This window comes from Streptomyces sp. NPDC091412, from assembly GCF_044756885.1.
Taxonomy (GTDB): Bacteria; Actinomycetota; Actinomycetes; order Streptomycetales; family Streptomycetaceae; genus Streptomyces.
Window position 1 is genome coordinate 171,097 of sequence record NZ_JBIVTV010000010.1, and the last position, 20,594, is coordinate 191,690.

The 20,594-nt window shown below is 72.2% G+C and carries 14 protein-coding genes and 1 pseudogene; 7 read left to right on the forward strand and 8 right to left on the reverse strand.

All coding sequences use genetic code 11. The annotated features are described in order from the left end of the window. Positions 1-26 precede the first annotated feature (26 nt). Positions 27-2,003, reverse strand: a complete 1,977-nt coding sequence (locus ACIQMV_RS24155; RefSeq protein WP_402595418.1) for a fibronectin type III domain-containing protein — start codon at positions 2,001-2,003, stop codon at positions 27-29. Between the two features lie 155 nt (positions 2,004-2,158). Then, on the reverse strand, positions 2,159-3,370 hold the full coding sequence (locus ACIQMV_RS24160; RefSeq protein WP_402595419.1) for a HupE/UreJ family protein: 1,212 nt from the start codon (positions 3,368-3,370) through the stop codon (positions 2,159-2,161). Between the two features lie 172 nt (positions 3,371-3,542). Here ACIQMV_RS24160 and ACIQMV_RS24165 point away from each other — a divergent pair, with 172 nt between their 5' ends. Then, complete coding sequence (locus tag ACIQMV_RS24165) at positions 3,543-4,214, forward strand: hypothetical protein (protein ID WP_402595421.1); 672 nt, start codon at positions 3,543-3,545, stop codon at positions 4,212-4,214. A 991-nt stretch (positions 4,215-5,205) separates the two neighbouring features. On the opposite strand, the gene ACIQMV_RS24170 is transcribed toward ACIQMV_RS24165, so the two are convergent. Then, positions 5,206-5,838, reverse strand: a complete 633-nt coding sequence (locus ACIQMV_RS24170; RefSeq protein ID WP_376503616.1) for a TetR family transcriptional regulator — start codon at positions 5,836-5,838, stop codon at positions 5,206-5,208. 134 nt (positions 5,839-5,972) lie between these two features. Here ACIQMV_RS24170 and ACIQMV_RS24175 point away from each other — a divergent pair, with 134 nt between their 5' ends. The 3 genes from ACIQMV_RS24175 to ACIQMV_RS24185 all read left to right on the forward strand — a co-directional run bounded on the left by ACIQMV_RS24175 (position 5,973) and on the right by ACIQMV_RS24185 (position 10,001). Continuing rightward, positions 5,973-6,698, forward strand: a complete 726-nt coding sequence (locus ACIQMV_RS24175; RefSeq protein ID WP_401777490.1) for a VOC family protein — start codon at positions 5,973-5,975, stop codon at positions 6,696-6,698. Between the two features lie 189 nt (positions 6,699-6,887). Next, positions 6,888-9,233, forward strand: coding sequence for a PQQ-binding-like beta-propeller repeat protein (locus tag ACIQMV_RS24180; protein ID WP_402595423.1), 2,346 nt, complete (start codon positions 6,888-6,890; stop codon positions 9,231-9,233). A 183-nt stretch (positions 9,234-9,416) separates the two neighbouring features. Next, entirely contained in the window at positions 9,417-10,001 is a 585-nt protein-coding gene (locus ACIQMV_RS24185; RefSeq protein WP_402595425.1) for a hypothetical protein, read from the forward strand. Between the two features lie 79 nt (positions 10,002-10,080). Here ACIQMV_RS24185 and ACIQMV_RS24190 read toward each other — a convergent pair whose 3' ends face one another. From ACIQMV_RS24190 to ACIQMV_RS24200, 3 genes are all read right to left on the reverse strand, one after another. After that, positions 10,081-10,260 carry a hypothetical protein gene (locus tag ACIQMV_RS24190; protein WP_141360236.1) on the reverse strand — a complete coding sequence of 60 codons (180 nt, stop codon included), beginning with the start codon at positions 10,258-10,260 and terminating at the stop codon, positions 10,081-10,083. Between the two features lie 193 nt (positions 10,261-10,453). Beyond that, positions 10,454-13,396, reverse strand: coding sequence for a BTAD domain-containing putative transcriptional regulator (locus ACIQMV_RS24195; protein ID WP_402595426.1), 2,943 nt, complete (start codon positions 13,394-13,396; stop codon positions 10,454-10,456). 212 nt (positions 13,397-13,608) lie between these two features. Then, complete coding sequence (locus tag ACIQMV_RS24200) at positions 13,609-15,090, reverse strand: CehA/McbA family metallohydrolase (RefSeq protein WP_402595427.1); 1,482 nt, start codon at positions 15,088-15,090, stop codon at positions 13,609-13,611. 98 nt (positions 15,091-15,188) lie between these two features. Here ACIQMV_RS24200 and ACIQMV_RS24205 point away from each other — a divergent pair, with 98 nt between their 5' ends. Together ACIQMV_RS24205 and ACIQMV_RS24210 are read left to right on the forward strand one after the other, a co-directional pair. Then, positions 15,189-17,774, forward strand: a complete 2,586-nt coding sequence (locus ACIQMV_RS24205; RefSeq protein ID WP_402595428.1) for a bifunctional FO biosynthesis protein CofGH — start codon at positions 15,189-15,191, stop codon at positions 17,772-17,774. Positions 17,775-17,853: 79 nt separating this feature from the next. Continuing rightward, positions 17,854-18,420 carry a hypothetical protein gene (locus tag ACIQMV_RS24210; protein WP_402595430.1) on the forward strand — a complete coding sequence of 189 codons (567 nt, stop codon included), beginning with the start codon at positions 17,854-17,856 and terminating at the stop codon, positions 18,418-18,420. Here ACIQMV_RS24210 and ACIQMV_RS24215 read toward each other — a convergent pair. Together ACIQMV_RS24215 and ACIQMV_RS24220 are read right to left on the reverse strand one after the other, a co-directional pair. Further along, entirely contained in the window at positions 18,413-18,832 is a 420-nt protein-coding gene (locus ACIQMV_RS24215) for a DUF397 domain-containing protein (protein WP_402595432.1), read from the reverse strand. The two genes, ACIQMV_RS24210 and ACIQMV_RS24215, sit on opposite strands and share 8 nt — an antisense overlap. A 5-nt stretch (positions 18,833-18,837) precedes the next feature. Beyond that, positions 18,838-18,966 (reverse strand): annotated as a pseudogene (locus ACIQMV_RS24220) (transcriptional regulator); the annotation flags it as partial. Positions 18,967-19,462: 496 nt separating this feature from the next. On the opposite strand from ACIQMV_RS24220, the gene ACIQMV_RS24225 reads away from it, so the two are divergent. Continuing rightward, complete coding sequence (locus ACIQMV_RS24225; protein ID WP_402595433.1) at positions 19,463-20,584, forward strand: ADP-ribosylglycohydrolase family protein; 1,122 nt, start codon at positions 19,463-19,465, stop codon at positions 20,582-20,584. Positions 20,585-20,594 lie beyond the last annotated feature (10 nt).

The following is a 20,594-nucleotide window of genomic DNA, read 5'->3' on the forward strand; positions in this document are numbered from 1 at the left end:
CCACCCCCCAGGTCAAGCGGTTACGGTCAGCTGCTCAGCGCAGTGATCGTGAGGGTGGCGCGGTAGGCGCCCTTGTCGACGCTGCCCGGGATCTTCAGATCCAGGTCCGCGCCCAGCTTGGCCTTGCCCTTGGGGTGGCCCTGGTCGGCCCAGCCGAGCCCGCGCGAGACGGACAGGCCCGCGCCGCCGTCGTAGCCGGAGGCCACCTCCCCGCTGGCCTTGGCGCCGGCGCCTTCCTGGATCACGTTCGGCGTCCAGCCGAGGTAGGCACCGGAGAACACCTTGTCGGCGTCCTTGAAGTCACCCACGCTGGCCGAGATCGACCACGGGGCGAGCGAGCGGCGGCTGTCCGACACGAGGATCGGGTTGATCTTGCCGCCGGCCTGGAAGTAGTCGCCGTCGTGGTCCTTGGCGGTGCCGAGGTCCACCAGGCCGTTGTAGCCGTCGATCGTCCAGCCGAACTCGCCCGGGGCGGCGTTCGGGACGTTCACCTGGATGTCCTGGCCGTCACCGTGGAACGGGTGCACGGTGACCTTGTCGACGACCGAGCCGACCGGCTGACCGGAGGGCGTGTTGGTGCAGGAGACCTGGCTGAGCTCCACCGCGGCGTTCGGTGCCGCGCAGGTGCCGCTGCGCAGGTTCTCGACGACGAGCTTGTCGTTGCGCACCTTGACCTTGACGTAGCTGCGGACGTTCTCCTGGTTCTGGACCGAGTTGTACCAGTAGTTACCAGGGTTCAGCGGGTCGGCACCGTTGCCGGCGCCGCTCGTGCCGCTGCTGTCCGGCTTGGTGATGCCGTAGTACTTCGAGCCCGAGGCCGAGTTGGCCGTCACGTACAGCACACCGCCGGGACCGGGGTACACGTCGGCGGCGCCGGGCTGCTCGTCCTTGTTCTGCTTCTCGCTGTTCTTCAGCAGGTAGCTGCGCGAGTAGGCGTGGTCGTGACCGGCCAGCACCAGGTCGACACCGAGCTTGGAGAAGGCGGCCGGCAGGTCGTTGCGGCGGACCTTGGCGTCGGAGTCCTTGGCGTGGGAGGCCGGCGAGTACATCGCGTGGTGGAAGACGAGCACCTTCCACTTGGCCTCGGAGCCGTGCTTGTTGATGACGTCCGTGACGTAGTTGATGTGCGCCGCGTCGCCGCCGCCGCCCTGGCTGGTGGCGTAGCTGTTGCTGTTGACGTCGATGAACAGCACATCCTTGTAGATGTACCAGTAGTTCCCACCGGACGTGTTGGAAGCCGGGTTGCCGTTGGAGTACAGCGGCGCCGAGCGGTCCGTGTTCGGCGTGTAGAGGTGCTGCTCGTACGCCTTGCCGCCGACGTCGTGGTTGCCGATGGTGGCGGCCCACGGGTACTGGCGCAGCTGGTCGGGGGCGAGGAAGGCGTTCCACTGGGACTCGGTGTTGGCCGTCTCGACGTGGTCGCCGCCCGACACCAGCAGCTCGGAGTCCGGGTTGGCCCCGAGCGCGACGTCCAGGGTGTCCTGCCAGCCGGCCTGGTCCTTGGCGGTGTTGCCGGACGAGCCGATCTGCGGGTCGCCGAAGAACAGGAAGTCGTAGTCGCCCTTGAAGTCCTGCGTCTTGAAGGAGTACGCCGAGGACCAGTTGCCCTCGGAGCCGACCCGGTAGGAGTAGGCCGTGTGCTCCTGGAGGCCGGTGAGCGTGGCGTGGCGGTTGTAGCCGCCGCTGGTGGAGATGTTCTCCCCGCCGAGGGCGTCGAAGACGGTGGCGGAGGCCGGGAACTCTCCGTTGTCGAGCTGCGCCGTCGGGGCGAGCTGGACCTTCTGCGTGGTGTCGGCCGAGGAGTACCAGGTCACGGTGCGCTGGGACTCGTTGGCGCCGACGCCGAGGATGATGCCGGTGAACGTGCTGGTCTCGGCTGCCTGGACGGGGGAGGCCAGGCCGCTGCCGAGGGCCACGGTCAGGCCCAGGAATGCCGCGGCGGCACCTGTGGCCACGCGGCGCCGCGCCGACCCGGAAGCCGGCGAGGAGGGTCTCGAAATCATCAGATTCGTTCCTTTAGTGCACGGAGGTGCATGGAATGGAGGCCATCAAGGTCTCCGGATTTGGTAAATCAATCGCAAATGCGATCTTGGGATCAGCTGAACTTCGCGGTAGACCTGGGCTGTTCTCAGCCACTCGTGGCCGATCTCGGCCGTTCTCAGCCTTCGAGCACCCGCTGCACGAACCACACCAGGCCCATGCCGGCCACGCCCGCGCACAGTGCGCCGGTCGCCCAGAGGCCCGCCCTCGGCGCACGGCGGTACAGCAGCGCCAGCAGCGGGAAGACGATCGCGATGATCCCCAACTGCACTGCCTCGATACCGATGTTGAACACCAGCAGGGACCACAGCAGGGTCCACGACCACGGCTCGTCGATCCCCAGCGCTCCCGCGAAACCCAGGCCGTGCACGAGACCGAAGCAGAACACGACCCCGAGCCGCAGCCATCCGGCCCGGTCCAGGCCCAACGAGCCCTCAACCGCCGGGCCGGGAAGGGCGGCGGCCCGGTCGCCGCGCCGCGGCAGCCGCCACAGGTGCCAGCCGGCGACGACGGCGATCGACAGCGCGATGACGGGCTCGACGATCCGCTCCGGCACGTGCACCAGGCCGAGGGCGGCGAGCAGGAACGTCACCGAGTGGGCCAGGGTGAAACTCGTGGCCGCGAGCACGATTTCGCGCAGACGGCGGGATCCGGCGATGAGCGCCAGCAGGAACAGGACGTGGTCGACACCGGTCAGCAGATGCTCGGCGCCCAGGCGGAAGAACTCCCAGAACCGCTCGTACCACGACTGTCCGATCGAGAAGGACGGATGGTCGGCGTCGAGCGCGGCGCTGCCGGAGAGGCCGGCGAGGTCGTAGGTGGCGATCGTGCGGGTGCCGCGGACATAGCCCTCGGAGTCGGGGAAGAGCGTGCTGCGCACCTCGGGGTCGCCGCCCTGTCCGGGGCAGGCCCATTCGAGGGGCAGGGCGGCGTACGGCACGCCCTCCCGCCGGCCGATCGTGAAGTCGCCGGCCCGGGACGGTGTGCAGGCCTTGCCGCCGGTACCGACCGAGAAGCGTTCGGTGACGTACCTGACGGCCGACTCCGCGTGGGAGTCGAGCGCCGCGGCCTGTCCTTCGGTGTCCCCGGCCTCGAACGCGGCGGTGCCCGCCCGGAAGAGGGGATCGTCGTGCTCGGCGTCGGCGGCGGACACGACGTAGAGGTCGTACTCCAGCTCCAGCACCGTGCGTATGCGGCCGTCGTCGCCGTTCGTGACGTGGACGTACACGACCGACGAGAAGCCGTGGGCGGAGGCCGGTTGCCCGAGGCCCAGAAAAGCGATCACCGCCGCGGTGATCCCGAGGAGGGCGCGGCGGATCCGTGATGACATGGTGGCTCCTTGGGGTTTCCCGTGCACGGTGCATGGCATCGGTGAACAAACTCCGGCCCGTCGGCGAACCGTTGAGAAACAAGCCCCGCAACGGCGCTCGCGGAGGCGACCTGCGGCGATCGGGATAGCAGGATGGCGGCGCACCCGCTCATCACCTCGGAGGACGATCGCCTTGCGCTCCCCGCTTCGGGCCGTTGCCACGCTGGTCGCGGCCGCCGCGCTGGTCGCCGGATGCGGCTCCGGCGACGACTGGTCACGGCCGCACGCGAAGCCCACCGCCGTCGGCATGCTCGGCGCGGGGTTCACCGACCCCTCCGCCCCGCCCACCCCGGAGGCCACAGTCACGCCGCGGCCCGGTTCCTGGAAGGGGGTGCACCCGCCGAAGGGCTATCGCGTGGTGCTGCTCACCGCGGGCGACGACCGTCCGACCAGGGCCCTGGTGTCAGCGGTCGAGGACTGGGCCGCGAGCGAGCACGTCGATCTCAGGACGGTGGCCGCGGACGGCCCCCACGACCTCGTTCCCGACATCGGCAGGGCCGTCGACATGGGCCCGGACCTCGTCATCAGCGCGGGCAACGATCTCGTCGACCCCCTCGCCGTGGTCACCGCGAGCCATCTGTCGCAGCAGTTCCTCGTCGTCGGCGCGGAGTTGGCCGAACCCACCCACAACGTGACGGCGGTCGACTGGTCGGGTGCGTCGTTCCGGGGCGAGGGGCTCGGCATGTCCTCGACGTACGCCCCGGAGTCGTTCACCGCCGGGCGCTGCGCGGCCGCCGTCCGCGCGGGCGTCGCCGCCGTGCTCCACAACCTGACGGGCATCGTGATCTGGCTCGACCACGTCTAGCCCCGCCGGCCGCTGAGCCCGCCGGCCGCTGATCCCGCCGGCCTCAGGGTCTGGCGGCCTCTGCATCCGGCGGTCTCTGGGCCCGGCGGCCTGTGCACCGGCGGTCTCTGGGGCCGGCGGCCTCCGGGTCCGACCGTCGCTGGGCCCGGTCGTCTTCGGGTCCGGCGTTCGCTGGGCTCGGCGGTTTCTGGGGCGGCCTGTGCACCGGCGGTCTCTGGGTCCGGCGGCCTCCGGGTCCGACCGTCGCTGGGCCCGGTCGTCTTCGGGTCCGGCGTTCGCTGGGCTCGGTCGTCTTCGGGTCCGACCGTCGCTGGGCCCGGTCGTCTTCGGGTCCGGCGTTCGCTGGGCTCGGCGGTTTCTGGGGCGGGTTGTCTTCGGGCTCGGCGGTTTCTGGGTCCGGCCGCCTCCGGGTCCAGTCGTCGCTGGGCTCGGCCGTCGCTGGGCTCGGCAGTCGCCGGGGCGGGTTGTCTTCGGGCTCGGCGGTTTCTGGGTCCGGCCGCCTCCGGGTCCAGTCGTCGCTGGGCTCGGCCGTCGCTGGGCTCGGCCGTCGCCGGGGCGGGCTGTCTTCGGGCTCGGCGGTCTCTGGGTCCGGTCGCCTCCGGGTCCAGTCGTCGCTGGGCTCGGCCGTCGCTGGGCTCGGCAGTCGCCGGGGCGGGTTGTCTTCGGGCTCGGCGGTCTCTGGGTCCGGCCGCCTCCAGACTCGGCAGACTCCGGGCCCGACCGTCGCTGGGCTTGGTCGTCTTCGGGTCGGGTTGTCTTCGGGCTGGGCCGTCGCTGGGTCCGGCCGTCTTTGGGCCCGGCCCGGTCGTCTTCGAGCCCGGTCGTCTCCAGACCCGGCCGCCTCCAGGCCCGGTCGGCTTCGGCCCGGCCGCATCCGGTCCCGGCCCGCGTGGTTCTCCCCCCAACGCAGCAGGCGGCGGTCCACTTGGGTGGACCGCCGCCTGCCTGACAGGACTTGGGGCCTGGAGGGAGTCCGAGGCCGGGGTGCGGGCTATCTCGTCGGCTTCTTCCCGGTGATGCCCAGGTGGACCAGAAGCGCCAGGTTCGGCTTCAGGTCGGCCTGTTTCACCCCCGAGACGAAGCCCTTCTGGTGCGAGGCGACCGCCGCGAGCATCGCGACCAGCGAACCGGCGATCGCGGCCGGATTCACGTCCTTGTCGACCCGGCCCTTGGACTGGAGTTCGGTGACCGAGTCCGTCAGGGAGTTGTTCACGGAGTTCAGGATCTTCATACGGATCTTGTAAAAGCGCTTGTCGCCCTCGGCGGCACCGAGATCGATCACGCGCAGAATGGCGTCGTTGCGATGCCAGAACTCGAGAAATCCGTCCACGAGTTCCTGCGCCGTCTGCCAGCCGGCCTTGCCGGTCCACGACCGGCCTTCCAGCAGTTCGGCCAATCCGCCGCCCTCGGCGGCCATTTGATCGGCGATCTCCAGAACGGCGCCCTCGACGTCGGGGAAGTATTGATAGAAGGTCGCGGGCGAAGTGCCCGCCTTCCTGGCGACATCGATGACCTTGACGTCCCGGTAGGGGGAGGAGCTGAGCATCTCGCTGAGGCAGTCGAGCAGCTTCTGCCGGGTCGCCTGCCCACGTCGACCGGCCACGCGGCCGTCGACGGTACGCACTTGTCCTGTCATGTCGTCAGCTTACCGAGCAGTGATCGGAGCGCGATTCGGCCGACTGCAAATGGGGTGCATGGGCTCAGAGAGGCTGGTGTGCCTGGTCTGCGGGTCGCACGGGACCCGGCTAGTTTGGCGACATGGCCGAAAACAGGGCATCCGCGAGCACAGAGGGCGTCCCCTGCTGGGTGGACGCGCAGCTTCCCGACGTCGAGGCGGGAAAGCGGTTCTACGGTGAGCTCTTCGGGTGGAGCTTCGCGGAGGAGACGTACGGCGGATCCGTACCGGCCCGGCTGGAGGGGGAGCCCGTCGCCGCGCTCTCGCCGAAGACGGACGGCCGTATGCCCACCGTCTGGACCGTGTACTTCGCCACCCCGGACGTCCGGACGCTGGCCGAGCGGATCCGGGCCGCCGGCGGGCAGGTCGTGACGCCGCCCGCCCGGGTCGACGGCCTGGGCACGGCCGCCCTCGCCGCCGATCCCGAGGGCGCCGTCTTCGGGCTGTGGCAGCCGGACAGCCACCAGGGCTTCGGCAGGCGCCACGAGCCGGGCACCTTCGCCTGGGCCCAGCTGTACGCCCGCGACACCGAGGCCGCCAACGTCTTCTACGGCGGACTGTTCCACGACGCCCTGTTCGGGGCGGGTGCCGAACCCGACTTCGGCCGGTCCGCCGTCTCCGACGTCTTCCCGCCCGAGATGCCGCCGCACTTCCTCGTCCACTTCCGGGTCGCCGGGACGGAGGCCGCCCTCGGCGCGGTGGTCCGGCTCGGCGGGCGGGTGCAGGTGCCGCCCTTCAGGACGTCGTACGGAAACGTCGCCGTCGTCGCCGACAATCAGGGGGCGTCCTTCGCCCTGCTGGAGAGGTGAATTCCGCCCCCCGGCCGGGAAGAGGGGGTTTTGCGGCGTGACATCCCGATGTGTCGCCGGGTTCGCAACCTGTGCGCCGGACAGGAAGAATCAGGGTGCGTGCCGCCACGGCGGTGCGGTGGTGAGACGCTGCACTTCGGTCGCGTACATATGTGGGTGGCGCGGCTCGTACGGGGAGGTGGCAGGCAAGTGGTGGATCAGCTGACGCAGCACGACCCACGGCGGATCGGGCCGTTCGAGGTGCTGGGACGGCTGGGTGCCGGCGGCATGGGGCTGGTCTATCTCGCGCGCTCGGCGTCCGGCCGGCGCGTGGCGATCAAGACGGTCCGGACCGAGCTGGCCGAGGACCAGCTGTTCCGGGTCCGCTTCACACGTGAGGTGGAGGCCGCGCGGGCGGTCTCCGGCTTCTACACGGCCGCGGTCGTCGACGCCGACCCGCGCGCCGCCGTGCCATGGCTGGCCACCGCCTACGTCCCGGCGCCCTCCCTCGAGGAGATAGTGACCGAGTGCGGTCCGCTCCCGGCCCAGGCGGTGCGCTGGCTGGCGGCGGGCGTCGCCGAGGCGCTTCAGTCCATCCACGGCGCCGGGCTGGTCCACCGCGACCTGAAGCCGTCCAACGTCCTCGTCGTCGAGGACGGGCCGCGGGTGATCGACTTCGGGATCGCCTCCGGTGTCTCGAACACCCGGCTGACCATGACGAACGTCGCCGTCGGCACCCCCGCGTACATGTCCCCCGAGCAGGCCAAGGACTCGCGCAGCGTCACCGGCGCCAGCGATGTCTTCTCGCTCGGCTCGATGCTGGTCTTCGCCGCCACCGGGCATCCGCCCTTCCACGGCGCCAACCCCGTCGAGACGGTCTTCATGCTGCTGCGCGAGGGCCCCGACCTGGAAGGGCTCCCGGACGAGCTGCGTCCGCTGATCGAGTCCTGCATGCAGATGGAGGCGACCGCCCGGCCCAAGCCGGCCGACCTCCAGGCTCAGCTCGCGCCTCATCTGTTCGGCTCCGGCTCCGACGACAGCGGTACGGCCTCCGCCTGGCTGCCCGAGCCGGCCGTCGGCCTCATCGAGTCCCGCCGCGGCGGCCGCCTGGCCGTGCAGCCCGCCGCGCCCGGTCCCCGCGGCGGCGGCCGGGTCCCCGTACCGCCCCCGCCCTCGCACAGCCCGGCCGTACCGGCGCCGCCCGGCCCCGCGCCGGTGGGCGTCCCCGACTCCGGTCCCGTGCGGCTGGCCGGCGCCCAGGTGCCGATCGGTCCCGGGCCGCGCGTCGCCGACGCCCGCGCCGCCGCCGTCAAGGCGCCCCCGCCCGAGGCGGGCCTGGCCGCCACCTGGTCCAGACCGCACCCCGGTGCCAACGGCGCCGACCCCGCCGTACCGGCCGTGCCGCCGGGGCCGCCGGAGATCCCGGCCGGCTGGCGGCCGTGGCGCTTCCGCATGTCCAACGACGTCTGGGGCACCCCGTCCGTCGCCGACGACCTCGTCTACGTCACCTCCTTCGAGGTGCACGCCCTGGACGTGGCCACGGGCCGCCGCCGCTTCAAGACCCGCGACGTGGCCTGGTCCATGGCGGTCGCCGACGGCCGGGTGCACGCCTCCGACGGGCCCACCCTGTTCGCCCTGGACGCCCGCGAGGGCGCCGACCTGTGGCGCTTGCAGACGGACTCCTGGGTGTACTCCCTCGCGGCCGACCGCGGCACCGTCGTCACCGGCACCCGCGGCGGAGGCGTTCAGGCCTGGGAGGCCGCCGGCGGCCAGAAGCTGTGGGAGATCGCCGGCTGCCAGACCGACTTCGAGTCCCCCGAGGCCGGCCCCGTCGTCCACGACGGCACGGTGTACGTCTGGCAGGACGCCCGTCTGCGCGCCCTGGAGGCCCGCACGGGCGAGGAGCGCTGGTCCTACCCGATCGGCGACGCGGCCTCCTGCGGCGGCGTACCGGTGCGCGTCACCCCGGCCCCCGACGGCTACGTCTACATCTGCGCCGGTACCCGCGTCCTCGCCGTGGACGTGGCGAGCGGCCACGTGCGCTGGCACTTCGAGGCCCCCGCGGTCTTCCTGTGCCCGCCGGCCTTCGCGCCGGGCCCGGCGGTGAGCGGCGGCGGCATCTACCTCGCCGACTACCTCGGCACCGTCTACGCCCTCGACGCCACCGAAGGCCGCGACCGCTGGCGCATCGCCACCGAGTCCCGCGCCTCCGTCGCCCCGGTCCTGGTCGCCGCCGGACACGTCCACGTCGGCAGCGGCAGGGGCCTGTACACCCTGGACGCGGTCACCGGCACGCCCAAGTGGCGCTTCCAGGCGGGCGGCGAGATCGTCGGCTCACCGGCGGTCGCCGAGGGCCGTATCCACTTCGGCTCCACCGACCACCTGCTGTACACGCTCAAGGCCGACGACGGCCGGCTGCGCTGGAAGCTCGCCACCGGCGGCGAGATCACCGGCTCCCCGGTGGTCAGGGACGGGGTCGTGTACGCGTGCAGCAAGGACCGCTGCGTGTACGCCCTGGACGCGGAGAAGGGGACGGGCACCGCCCGCACCACCTGATCCGCGCCAGGGCGGTGTGGTGACGGCCGTCGTACGGGCTACACGGAAAGGGCCTCGGACGACGGCCGTCGGTCCTGGTCAGCGATGCTGTCGTCACCGCTCACGCAGATGACGCTACTCCGCGTGCGGGGCCGTCGCCACGCGAGCCCGGGCGAGCCGCCGCTACGCCGATAGGGTGATCGCATGCAGACACGGGGGCGCAGGATCAGGTTCGCGGTGGTGTCGGCGGTGGTGGTGCTCGCGCTGACGGGCTTTTCCCAGGGCCACGGGCACGGGCGCAGCCGGCACAGCGGCGGTGGTGGTGGCGGATGCAGCAACTCGCACCAGGACCATGACAGTTCGACGTCCAGCGGCTCGTACGGCGGCTCGTCCAGCGGCTCTTACGGCGACTCGGACGACGACGGCGGGAACAGCGGCACCGGCGGCACCTACAACCGCCGTCCCGGCTACCGCTCCACGCCGACTTCCCCCAGCGGGACCGGCAGGAGCCGCGGCCTGCGGGACGCCACGGTGAGGCTGATCAGCTGCGCGACGCGGAAGAAGCCGTACGCGACCGTCGAGGTCACCAACCCCAACGACAGCAAGGCCGACTTCCAGGCCCGGGTCACCTTCTACGACACCGGGGGAACCCAGCTCCTGAAGAACTCGTCCCCGGTGGTCGCGGTACCCGCGAAGGGCAAGGCGACCACCGAGGTGCCCCTCGGCGAAACCTTCCGTTCCTCGGCCGACCACTGCGAGACGGACCCCACGGCCTCGCCCCGGAACTGACCGGCCCGGGACACACTTCGGCCGCGGCGGCTCCCCCTCGGTGCCACCGCGGCCGATCCCCGTGTTCAGACGTCTCCGGTCAGGCCTTCTCGCCCGTGGCGTGGTTGTCCTGCGGGGTGGCAGTGCCGCCCGTGGCGTGGTTGTCCTTCGGGGTCACCGTGCCGCCCGTGGCGTGGTTGTCCAGCGTGGTGACGTCCTCCAGGTCCGTGGCGTGGTTGTCGAGCGGCTTCACCACGGAGTCCTTCTTGGCATCGCTCATTGACTTGCAACTCCCGTTCAGTGATGGGCGATGCCCGTCCGGCGGCTCCCCCGAGGGCCGCCGGACGGGCCTATCAGGGCCGTTCACCCTAGCGGTGTTGATCACCGCTGACCCGCTTGCCCCCCGACGCAACGGATCGACCACTTGAGAGTGCCTTGCCGCGATAAACGAACGATGAACGCCCCGCCGGGAGCTACGCGGCAGCCGCGGGCGTGAGGAGGAGCCGCACCTCGGCGGCCTCGACGGAGCCGAGTTGCTCGTATATCCCGAGGGCTTCCTGCCAGCATGCCTGCGCTCGACCGGTCTGTCCCAGCCTGCTGAGCGCGCGGCCAAGGACGGTCAGGACGTTTCCGCGCCGCCACTCGCCTCCGATTCCGCGCAGGACCGAGAGCGCCTGCTCGGCCAGGGCAGCGGCCTGAGCGGGCCGTTGTCCGGCGAGGTGAGCCTCCGCGAGCCGGAAGAGCGTCATCCCCTCCCAGAGCCGCTGCCTGCTGTCGCGGAACACCTCCAGGGCTTCGGTCAGCCGATCGACGGCGGTGTCCAGTGCTCCCTGCCCGGTGAGTGCCAGCCCCAGCGCGTAGCGGCCGTTCGCCCCGCGCAGCGTGTGGCCCAGCCGGTCATAGATGACGATGCCCTGCTGGGCCAGTTCCACCGCGCTGCCGACCTGGCCCATGGCCAGGTGGATGCGGGAGAGGTTGCAGAGCGCGCTGGCCTCGCCCGCGAGGTTCCTGTCCAGGCGGAAGCTCTCGATGGCCTGCCGCAGATACGCCTCACCGTCCGCGTGACGGCTCTGGTAGAGCGCGATGATGCCCCGGTCGTTGGCGGCCCAGCAACTGGGTGCCAAGTCGTCCGCGATGTGCGCGAGTTCCATGGCCAAGCGCGCTTCCTCGTCCGCCTGACTGAAGCGCCCCGCCACCAGATGGACGTTGGTGAGCGTCGTGAGCGCGCGGCTCCGGACCTTCGTGTCGTCCCCTCGGTCGGCCGCCTCCTGGAGGGTGAGGGCGGCCACTTCGTACTGTTTGGAGTTGGCGCCCGATTCCGCGAGGTCCTTGGCCGCCCAGAGCAGGTCCACCGCACGGCGGAGCATGGGGCCTCTCGCGCATTGCTGGACGAACGCCAGCACGGCGTGTGCCTCCGAGTACAGCCAGTCCTGGGCCCGGTGCCGCTCCTGGAACGTGAGCCCCGGGTAGTGCGTGGGCTCCAGGTGGTCCACCAGCCGGTCCCCCGGCCGTTCGATCGCGTAGACGCCGGCCGCCGTGGCCAGGTAGAAGTCCAGCAGGCGTGACATCGCCGCCTCGCGTTCGCCCGGCGGGTGTTCGTCGCGTTCCGCGCAGGCGCGGGCGTAGAGACGGACCAGGTCGTGGAAGCGGTAGCGGCCGGGGGCCGCCGACTCCAGGAGCGACGTGTCGACCAGGGACTCCAGCACGTCCTCGGTGTCGTCCACCGACAGGTCCAGCACGGCCGCCGCCGCCTCCAGGGACATGTCCGGGCCGTCGGCCAGGCCCAGCAGGCGGAAGGCGCGGGCCTGGGCCGGCTCCAACTGGCCGTAGCCCAGTTCGAAGGTGGCCTTCACCGCCAGGTCGCCCGCCTGGAGCTCGTCCAACCGCCGCCGCTCGTCCGCGAGTTTCGCCGCCAGGACCGAGACCGTCCAGGTCCTCCTCGCCGCCAGCCGGGACGCCGCGATACGGATGGCCAGGGGCAGGAATCCGCAGGCGGCGACCACGTCGAGGGCAGCCTCGCGCTCACCCGCCACCCGGTCCTCGCCCACGATCCTCGTGAACAGGGACAGCGCCTCGTCGGGGCTCATCACGTCCAGGTCCACCAGGTGCGCGCCCGCCAGGTCCACCATCCGCACCCGGGACGTGACCAGGGCCGCGCACCCCTCCGTCCCCGGCAGCAGCGGCCGCACCTGGGCCGCGTCCCGCGCGTTGTCCAGCAGGACCAGGACCCGGCGCCCGTCCAGCACCGACCGGTACAGGGCCGCGCGTTCCTCCAGGGAGTCCGGGATCGCCGAGTCCGCCGTGCCGAGGGCGCGCAGGAAGGAGCCGAGGACCGTCTCCGGTTCCGCCGCTCTCGCGCCGGCGCCCTGGAGATCCACGTACAACTGGCCGTCCGGGAAGGCGGCCCGCGCCTGGTGGGCCACATGGACGGCCAGCGTCGTCTTGCCCACGCCGCCGATCCCGGCCAGCGCCGACACGGCCATCACGCGCCCCTCGGCCGACGCCAGCACCTCGCTCAGCTCGGCCACGAAGGAACTGCGGCCCGTGAAGTCCGGCACGGTCGCCGGAAGTTGCGCGGGGCGCACCGCGACCACCGCCGGTTCGGCCACCGGGGAGGACGGCTCGGCGAGGGCCGGGTCGGCCTGGAGGATGCGCTGTTGCAGTTCGCGCAGTCCGGGGCGGGGGTCCACGCCCAGCTCGTCCGCCAGCAGGCGTCTGGTGTCGGCGTACACCGCCAGCGCCTCCGCCTGCCGGCCGCTGCGGTACAGGGCCAGCATCAGCAGCTCGCGCAGGCGTTCCCGCAGCGGGTGCGCCGCCGTCAGCACGGTCAGCTCCGAGACGGCCTCCGCGTGGCAGCCCTGTTCGAGGTCCATGTCCAGGCAGGACTCCAGGAGTTGCAGGCGCCATTCCTCCAGGCGCACCCGCTGCGCCTCCGCGTACGGACCGGGCACGCCCGCCAGCGGCTCCCCGTCCCACAGGGCGAGAGCCCGCCGCAGCAGCTCGCGCGCCCGGCACAGGTCCCCGGCCGACCGGGCCTTGTCGGCGCGGGCCGCGTGCTCCTGCGCGTCGGCCAGGTCCAGCGCGCCCTCGCCCGCCCCGCGCACCGCGTATCCGCCGGACTCGCTGACCAGCACCCCGGGGTCCAGCGCCTTGCGCAGCCGCGAGGCGTACGTCCGCACCGCCGCCAGCGCCTGCGACGGCGGCTCCTCGCCCCACAGCGCGTCGATCAGCTCGGCCGCCGTCGCGGTGCGGCCCTCGCGCAGCAACAGAGCGGCCAGCAGGGCGCGTTGCTGCGGGGATCCGGTGGGGAGGGGCTGCTCACCGCGCCAGGCGCGCACCGGACCGAGCACGCTGAAGCGCAGTGTCCCCGATTGCGCGGGACCCCGCTGCTCAGGCACCCGCGGTACACCTTCCATCGCTGCCCCCTGGCCCCTGTCGAACCGTCAACAATCAGAGCCAGTTTGCCTTGTTCACGGCAGATGCGTCAGCTCCCGAGACCGCGATCACAGCCCCGCACTTCCCGCGACACAAGGCCCACACAACCTCTCCGCACACTCTCTGCCCCGACGCCGGGTGCGGTCCGGCACCCGACGGTATACGGACGGGCACGCGCGCGTGCGCCCGCCGGTCAGCCGTGAGCGCCCGTCCCCAGGAAGATCGGGTTCGTGAGCGCCGCCATCACGCCGGGCAGCGGGCCCACCGCCGTCTCGTGACGCACCTCCGCGCGCACATAGGCCGCGTACGCCGGGGTCGTACGCCACTCGACGACCCCCGAGCCCGACACGGGGAACGGGTCGCCGGCGAGGAGCACCCCCTGGTCGGTCACGAGGCGGACCGAGCAGCGCGGCACACCGGAGGCCTCCAGGCGGACCGTCACCGGGGTGTCCGCGGCCACCCGCAGCCGCTCGCCGATGCCCGCCCGCTCACCCCCGGCTTCCGTCGCGGTGAAGGCGAGCGACACCTTCCCGGACTCGGCGACGTACGAGCGGCCCGCGCGGATGCCGTCCTGGATCGCCTCCCGGGTGAGGTCGTCGGCCAGGACGACCGTCTGGGGCAGGCCCACGGTGTCCGGCGGCCGGTGGGCGTCGCTGCTGCCCATCGCGGGCAGCCAGCGCCGGTCCTCCCGCGCCGCCGCCACGAGCGTGGCGTCCCACGCGGCCACCGCCATCTCGTCGTCCGGCGTGAAGGGGCCGTTCCACACCTCGACCGCGTCCGCCTCGCCGAAGCCGAACTTCCAGGCGCAGCCGACACAGGTGGCGTGCGGATGGGCGGGCACGACCAGCCCGCCCGCGCGGCGGATCTCGCGGGCGAAGCGGCCGAAGAGGTTGTCCCGCGCCCGGTACCGCCAGTCGACGAAGGTGCCGGGGTCGGTGCCGAGGGCCAGGACGTGGCCGTTCCTCGTCGTCACCTCCTCACCCAGCATGATCAGCAGGTCGTCGCCCGCGAGGTCCGCCCAGTGCGGGTGGGAGGCGTGGGTGTTGTGGTCCGAGCTGTTGATGAAGTCCAGCCCGGCCGCCCTGGCCCGCGCCGCGATCTCGGCGGGGGTGCGGCGGCCGTCGGAGTACCAGGAGTGCAGGTGGCAGTCCCCCCGGTACCAGGCCCGCCCCCGCCCCTTCGCCCACTGCGGCGGGTACACCGGCCGTACGGCCGTGCCCGGGGCGCCGTGCGTCAGGGTGACGTCGAGCGTGTACGACAGGCCCTGCGGCGCGACCGTGTAGGGCCCGAGCGCGATGTGCCAGACACCGGCGTCGACCGGCCCCGCGAGGTAGCCCGGTGTCGCGTCGTCCGCGCGGATGAAGAACTCCGTGCGCGCCCCGCCCGACCAGCCGCGGAAGCCCCGGCCGCCCGGTTCGGTGCCGTGCTGGTCGAAGATGCCGATGTCCAGCGCGTTGCCGGGGGTGCCGGCGGGAACGGCCGGCCTGTCGTAGGCGTACGAGACCTTGATCTCCCGCACCCCGGCCGGGACGTCGACGGGAACGTACACGTAGTCGGGGGCGCCCGGCGGCAGCGTGCCCCGGATCGTCCGGGTCTCCTGCCCGCCGTCCCCGTCCCCGGCGCCGCTCGCGAAGGTCACGCCTCCCAACGTAGGCGCCGCGCAGGCCACCGTCACGACCGGAGTGCGCCGTCCGGGTCCGCGGCCCGGCCACCGGCGCCGCCGGCCGGTCCTTCCTTGATCGGCCCTGGTGACCGCGACCGTATGCTCGAAGGATGACGACTTCCGCGACCTCCGGAACCGGCCCCACCGAGAACTCCCTGCGTCGCGCCCTCAAACGTGCCATGGACGGGGTCGCGCTCGACGTCGCCGAGGCGGCGGTGCTGCTCCAGGCCCGGGGCGAGCACCTCCAGGACCTCGCCGCGTCCGCGGGCCGGGTGCGGGACGCCGGACTCGAGGCCGCCGGCCGCCCCGGCGTCATCACCTACTCCAAGAGCGTCTTCATCCCGCTGACCCGGCTGTGTCGTGACAAGTGCCACTACTGCACGTTCGTCACCGTGCCCGGCAAGCTGCGCCGCGCCGGACACGGGATGTTCATGTCCCCCGACGAGGTCCTCGACATCGCCCGCCGGGGCGCCGAACTCGGGTGCAAGGAAGCCCTGATCACCCTCGGCGACAAGCCGGAGGACCGCTGGCCGGAAGCGCGCGAGTGGCTCGACGCGCACGGCTACGACGACACCATCGCCTACGTACGGGCCGTCTCCATCCGCATCCTGGAGGAGACCGGCCTGCTGCCGCACCTCAACCCGGGCGTCATGACCTGGACGGACTTCCAGCGTCTCAAGCCCGTCGCCCCGTCGATGGGCATGATGCTGGAGACGACCGCGCGACGGTTGTGGTCCGAGCCGGGCGGCCCGCACCACGGCTCCCCGGACAAGGAACCGGCCGTACGGCTGCGGGTGCTGGAGGACGCCGGCCGCTCCTCCGTCCCCTTCACCTCCGGCATCCTGATCGGCATCGGCGAGACCTACGAGGAGCGCGCGGAGTCCCTGTTCGCGCTGCGCAGGATCGCCCGCGCCCACCACGGCATCCAGGAACTGATCATCCAGAACTTCCGCGCCAAGCCGGACACGGCCATGCGCGGCATGCCCGACGCCGAACTCGACGAGCTGGTCGCCACGGTGGCCGTCGCCCGGCACATCATGGGCCCGTCCGCCTGCCTCCAGGCCCCGCCCAACCTGGTGGACGCGGAGTACGAACGGCTCATCGGCGCCGGTATCGACGACTGGGGCGGTGTCTCCCCGCTCACCATCGACCACGTCAACCCCGAGCGCCCCTGGCCCCGGATCGAGCAACTCGCCGAGAAGTCGGCCGCGGCGGGCTTCGAACTGCGCGAACGGCTCTGCGTCTACCCGGAGTTCGTCACCCGCGGCGAGCCCTGGCTCGACCCGCGACTGCTGCCGCACGTCCGCGCCCTGGCCGACCCCGAGACGGGCCTGGCCCGCCCGGACGCGGTGGCCGAGGGCCGCCCCTGGCAGGAGCCCGACGAGGCCTTCACCGCCACCGGCCGCACCGACCTGCACCGCACCATCGACACCGACGGCCGCACCGCCGACCGCCGGGGCGACTTCGACGAGGTGTACGGCGACTGGGGCGCCCTGCGCGAGGCGGCCGCCCCCGGCATGGCACCGGAGCGCGTCGACACGGACGTCCGGCAGGCCCTGCGCACGGCCGCCGACGACCCGACGAAGCTGACCGACGACGAGGCCCTGGCGCTGCTGCACGCGGACGGCCCGGCCCTGGACGCGCTGTGCCGGATCGCGGACGACGTCCGCAAGTCGGTGGTGGGCGAGGACGTCACGTACATCGTGACGCGGAACATCAACTTCACGAACGTCTGCTACACCGGCTGCCGTTTCTGCGCGTTCGCCCAGCGCCGCACGGACGCGGACGCCTACACCCTGTCCCTGGACCAGGTCGCCGACCGGGCCCAGCAGGCCTGGGACGTGGGCGCGGTGGAGGTCTGCATGCAGGGCGGCATCCACCCCGACCTGCCGGGCACGGCCTACTTCGACATCGCGCGGGCGGTGAAGGAACGCGTCCCCGGCATGCACGTGCACGCCTTCTCCCCGATGGAGGTCGTCAACGGCGCCACCCGCACCGGTCTGTCCATCCGCGAGTGGCTGACCGAGGCCAGGGCGGCGGGTCTGGACAGCATCCCCGGGACGGCCGCGGAGATCCTCGACGACGAGGTCCGCTGGATCCTGACCAAGGGCAAGCTGCCCACGGCCACCTGGATCGAGGTCGTGACGACGGCCCACGAACTGGGCATCCGCTCCTCGTCGACGATGATGTACGGCCACGTGGACCAACCCCGCCACTGGCTGGGCCACTTGCGTACCCTGGCCCGCATCCAGCAGCGGACCGGCGGCTTCACGGAGTTCGTCACGCTCCCCTTCATCCACACCAACGCCCCGGTGTACCTGGCGGGCATCGCGAGGCCCGGCCCCTCCGTACGGGACAACCGGGCGGTGACGGCGATGGCGCGGCTCCTGCTGCACCCCTGGATCCCCAACATCCAGACCAGCTGGGTGAAGCTGGGCGAGGCGGGCGCCGCCGAAATGCTCCGCTCCGGCGCGAACGACCTCGGCGGCACGCTGATGGAGGAGACGATCTCCCGCATGGCCGGCTCCTCCTACGGCTCCTACAAGTCCGTCAAGGACCTGGTCGCGGTGGCGGAGGCGGCCGGACGCCCGGCGAAGCCGAGGACCACGCTCTACGGCGAGGTCCCGGAGGAACGGCGGCGGGCGGCTGCCGCGTCGGACGGCCACCTGCCGGACCTGCTGCCGGTCCTGGACTGAACCGAGGCAGACGCAGCTCACAGTACGATGATCCGACCCCCGTCGGAGGGGTCGAGTAGCACCGAGGAGATGCGTGCCCATGGCGGCCCGAATACCTTCGTGGGCCTGGGTCAGCGGCCTGACCGTGGGCGCGGTCGCGGCGGTGGCCGTACTGGCGGTGAAGGCCGACCAGGGTCCCCATCCCACGGCCGTGACGGCCCACCAGCGACCCGCCCCCTCGGCAAGCGCCAGCCCCTCCGCCACGCCCAAGCCCCCGGCCCCGCCGGCCGTCCCCGCGGACTCGGGCGTGGGCCGCCGGGTCGTCTACGCCCTCGCCCAGAAGCGGGTGTGGCTGGTCGACGAGAGCGACAAACCCACCCTCACCTTCCCGGTGTGGCCGGGAACGGTGAGCCCCGACCCGGGCGCCTACGTGATCTCCCAGCGCGTGCCCGCGACGACCGGCTCGGACGGTGTCCAGATCGAGCACATCATGTACTTCGCGGGCAAGTCCGGCGTCTTCATCGCCTTCAGCAACGCCGTCGACGGCGCCTCACCCCCGCCGGCCGCCGCCGACGCCAAGACGGGCGGCATCCGCATGGGCAAGCCCGACGGCTCGGCCCTGTGGACCTTCGCGGCCAAGGGCACGAGGGTCGAGGTCGTCAACTAGTGCCGTGACCGGAAAGGTGTGCTGGCTCGCGGCGCCCGGCACGGCACTCCCCCAGCCTTCGGCCGGGGGTACCCCCACGCCGCGTTGTCGCATCACCCGAGTACATCCAGTACGCGGGCGATGCTCCGCCTTGCGATGTTCCCCCACTGCCTGAAGGGCGTGGGAGGTGCCCCCAGCACCGGACGCCGCGAGCTTCCCGGCAAACCTCTCCGGCCACAGCACTAGCGACGCCGCCGAGGAACGCGCTCCAGGACACACCCCCGAACGCGAGCCGCGCACCGTCCCGGTCCTTGGAGTCACGGACGTGGACGGTGGTGGGGGAGGGGGAGGAGGCGGCTATGGCGACCTCGACACCATCGAGGCCGTCGTTGCCGCTGTAGCTGCTCTTGAACCACTCCAGCGCGGGGGGCATGCCAGTTCTCCCCACATTTTTTCGATGAACGCCCGTGACTCCCGGGGGGCGAGGGCCTGCGCCCGGATCAATCCATGGCGCATTTCCAGGATCTGGGCTTCCCGCGGATCACTGATCACTCTGTCGTGCACCTGAGGCCCATGCCCGAACCCGCTCCGGATGCCTGCGGGCAGCGATCTCACGCATCGCCCCGAGCCGTATTCCTGCTCTCACCCATCACCTGTTCGAGGCAGCGACGAACGCTCAGCGCACACAGAGCCTCGCGCCGCTGAGGGACTTCGTACATTCCTGGGCGGTATTCGTGGCGATCGAACGGCACCCGGAGCGCGCCGCCCGACGGTGAGAGTGGGAACGGGTTGTGGACGCGGGAGAGCAGGACCCGGCTCACGCCATGGCCGACATTCGCGCCATTCGGGAGGCGGCCGAGGCGGAGGCGGGGTGGTGGCGGACTGGGTGTGGGATTACCACCACAATGCCGAGTACGTGACCTGGTACGGATGAAAACGATCTTTCGGGATCCTGCCCATCACAATTTCCCTACCTTTCCGTCCCCTCAACCGACCATCCCTGTTCGATTACAGTGCTGAACTGTTGTGCGTACGGACGGGTAACTGCCGGGGAGGTCTCAGCGTGGGTGCGACGTCCGGGGTCGTCTGGGGGCGTGGCGAGCAGCAGGACTTCCGGAGCCGGGTGCGGGGAACGTTGCTCGGGGTGGCCGTGGGGGACGCCCTTGGTGCGCCGGTGGACTTCCTGGACCTCGGGGCGATCAGGGAGGCGCACGGACCCGAGGGGATCCGCGAACTCGCGCCCGCCCACGGCCGCCGCGGAGCCGTCACGCACCTCACGCAGCTCACCCTGTTCTCCCTCGATGGGCTCATCCGCGCGCACGTCCGCCGCGACACCGGGGCCTGGCATCCGCCCACCGATGTGCACCGCGCGTACCTGCGGTGGGCCGCCACCCAGCGGGACTGGGGGCCCGACGAGCGGCGCAAGGACGACGGCTGGCTGGCCCGCGAGGAGTGGCTGTACGCCCGGCGCAGCCCCAGCCGGCCGCTGCTGACCGGGTTCGGGGACGACACCATGGGCACCCTGGAGGCGCCCAAGAACCCCGCCGAGGCCGGTCCGGAGGCGGTCGCCCGGTCGGCGCCCTTCGGGCTTCTCGTCGGCTGGGAGCCGCAGCTCGTCGTGCAGCTCGCCGTCGAGTGCGCGGCGCAGACCCACGGGCACCCCACCGCCTGCCTCGCCGCCGGCGCCTACGCCGTGATCGTGCACGCCCTCGCCCGCGGCGACAGTCTCGACGGCGCCGTGCAGAAGTCGCTGGCGCTGCTCGCCGTGCGCCCCGGCCACCAGCCGGTGTCGGACGCACTCCAGCGTGCGCTGGGCGCGGTACGGCAGGGCATGCCGACCCCGGACCGGGTGGAGGAGCTGGCGGGGGAGGGGACGGCGGCGGGGCTGCTCGCCGTGTCCGTGTACTGCGCGCTGGTGAGCGAGGACGTACGCCACGGGCTGTGCCTGGCGGTGAACCACAGCGGGTCCTCCGGCGCGGCCGGTGCCCTCACCGGCGGGCTGCTCGGCGCCCTGCACGGAGAGACGGCCCTCCCGCCGGGCTGGCTGGCCGAGCTGGAGGGCCGTCCCACTCTGCTGGCCCTGGCGGACGACTTCGCGATGGAGATGACCCAGGGGCCCGCGCTGCACGGGCCCACCGGGTCCTCCCCGGGGTGGCTGGCACGCTATCCGCGGGGGGCCCGGTAGCCGCCCGGGC

Bases quoted from the DNA above. Each gene is read 5' to 3' on its own strand.
- ACIQMV_RS24205 (WP_402595428.1), top strand. From the start codon at position 15,189: ATGACGACTTCCGCGACCTCCGGAACCGGCCCCACCGAGAACTCCCTG.
- ACIQMV_RS24215 (WP_402595432.1), bottom strand. From the start codon at position 18,832: ATGCCCCCCGCGCTGGAGTGGTTCAAGAGCAGCTACAGCGGCAACGAC.
- ACIQMV_RS24190 (WP_141360236.1), bottom strand. From the start codon at position 10,260: ATGAGCGATGCCAAGAAGGACTCCGTGGTGAAGCCGCTCGACAACCAC.
- ACIQMV_RS24160 (WP_402595419.1), bottom strand. From the start codon at position 3,370: ATGTCATCACGGATCCGCCGCGCCCTCCTCGGGATCACCGCGGCGGTG.
- ACIQMV_RS24195 (WP_402595426.1), bottom strand. From the start codon at position 13,396: ATGGAAGGTGTACCGCGGGTGCCTGAGCAGCGGGGTCCCGCGCAATCG.
- ACIQMV_RS24185 (WP_402595425.1), top strand. From the start codon at position 9,417: ATGCAGACACGGGGGCGCAGGATCAGGTTCGCGGTGGTGTCGGCGGTG.
- ACIQMV_RS24210 (WP_402595430.1), top strand. From the start codon at position 17,854: ATGGCGGCCCGAATACCTTCGTGGGCCTGGGTCAGCGGCCTGACCGTG.
- ACIQMV_RS24175 (WP_401777490.1), top strand. From the start codon at position 5,973: ATGGCCGAAAACAGGGCATCCGCGAGCACAGAGGGCGTCCCCTGCTGG.
- ACIQMV_RS24155 (WP_402595418.1), bottom strand. From the start codon at position 2,003: ATGATTTCGAGACCCTCCTCGCCGGCTTCCGGGTCGGCGCGGCGCCGC.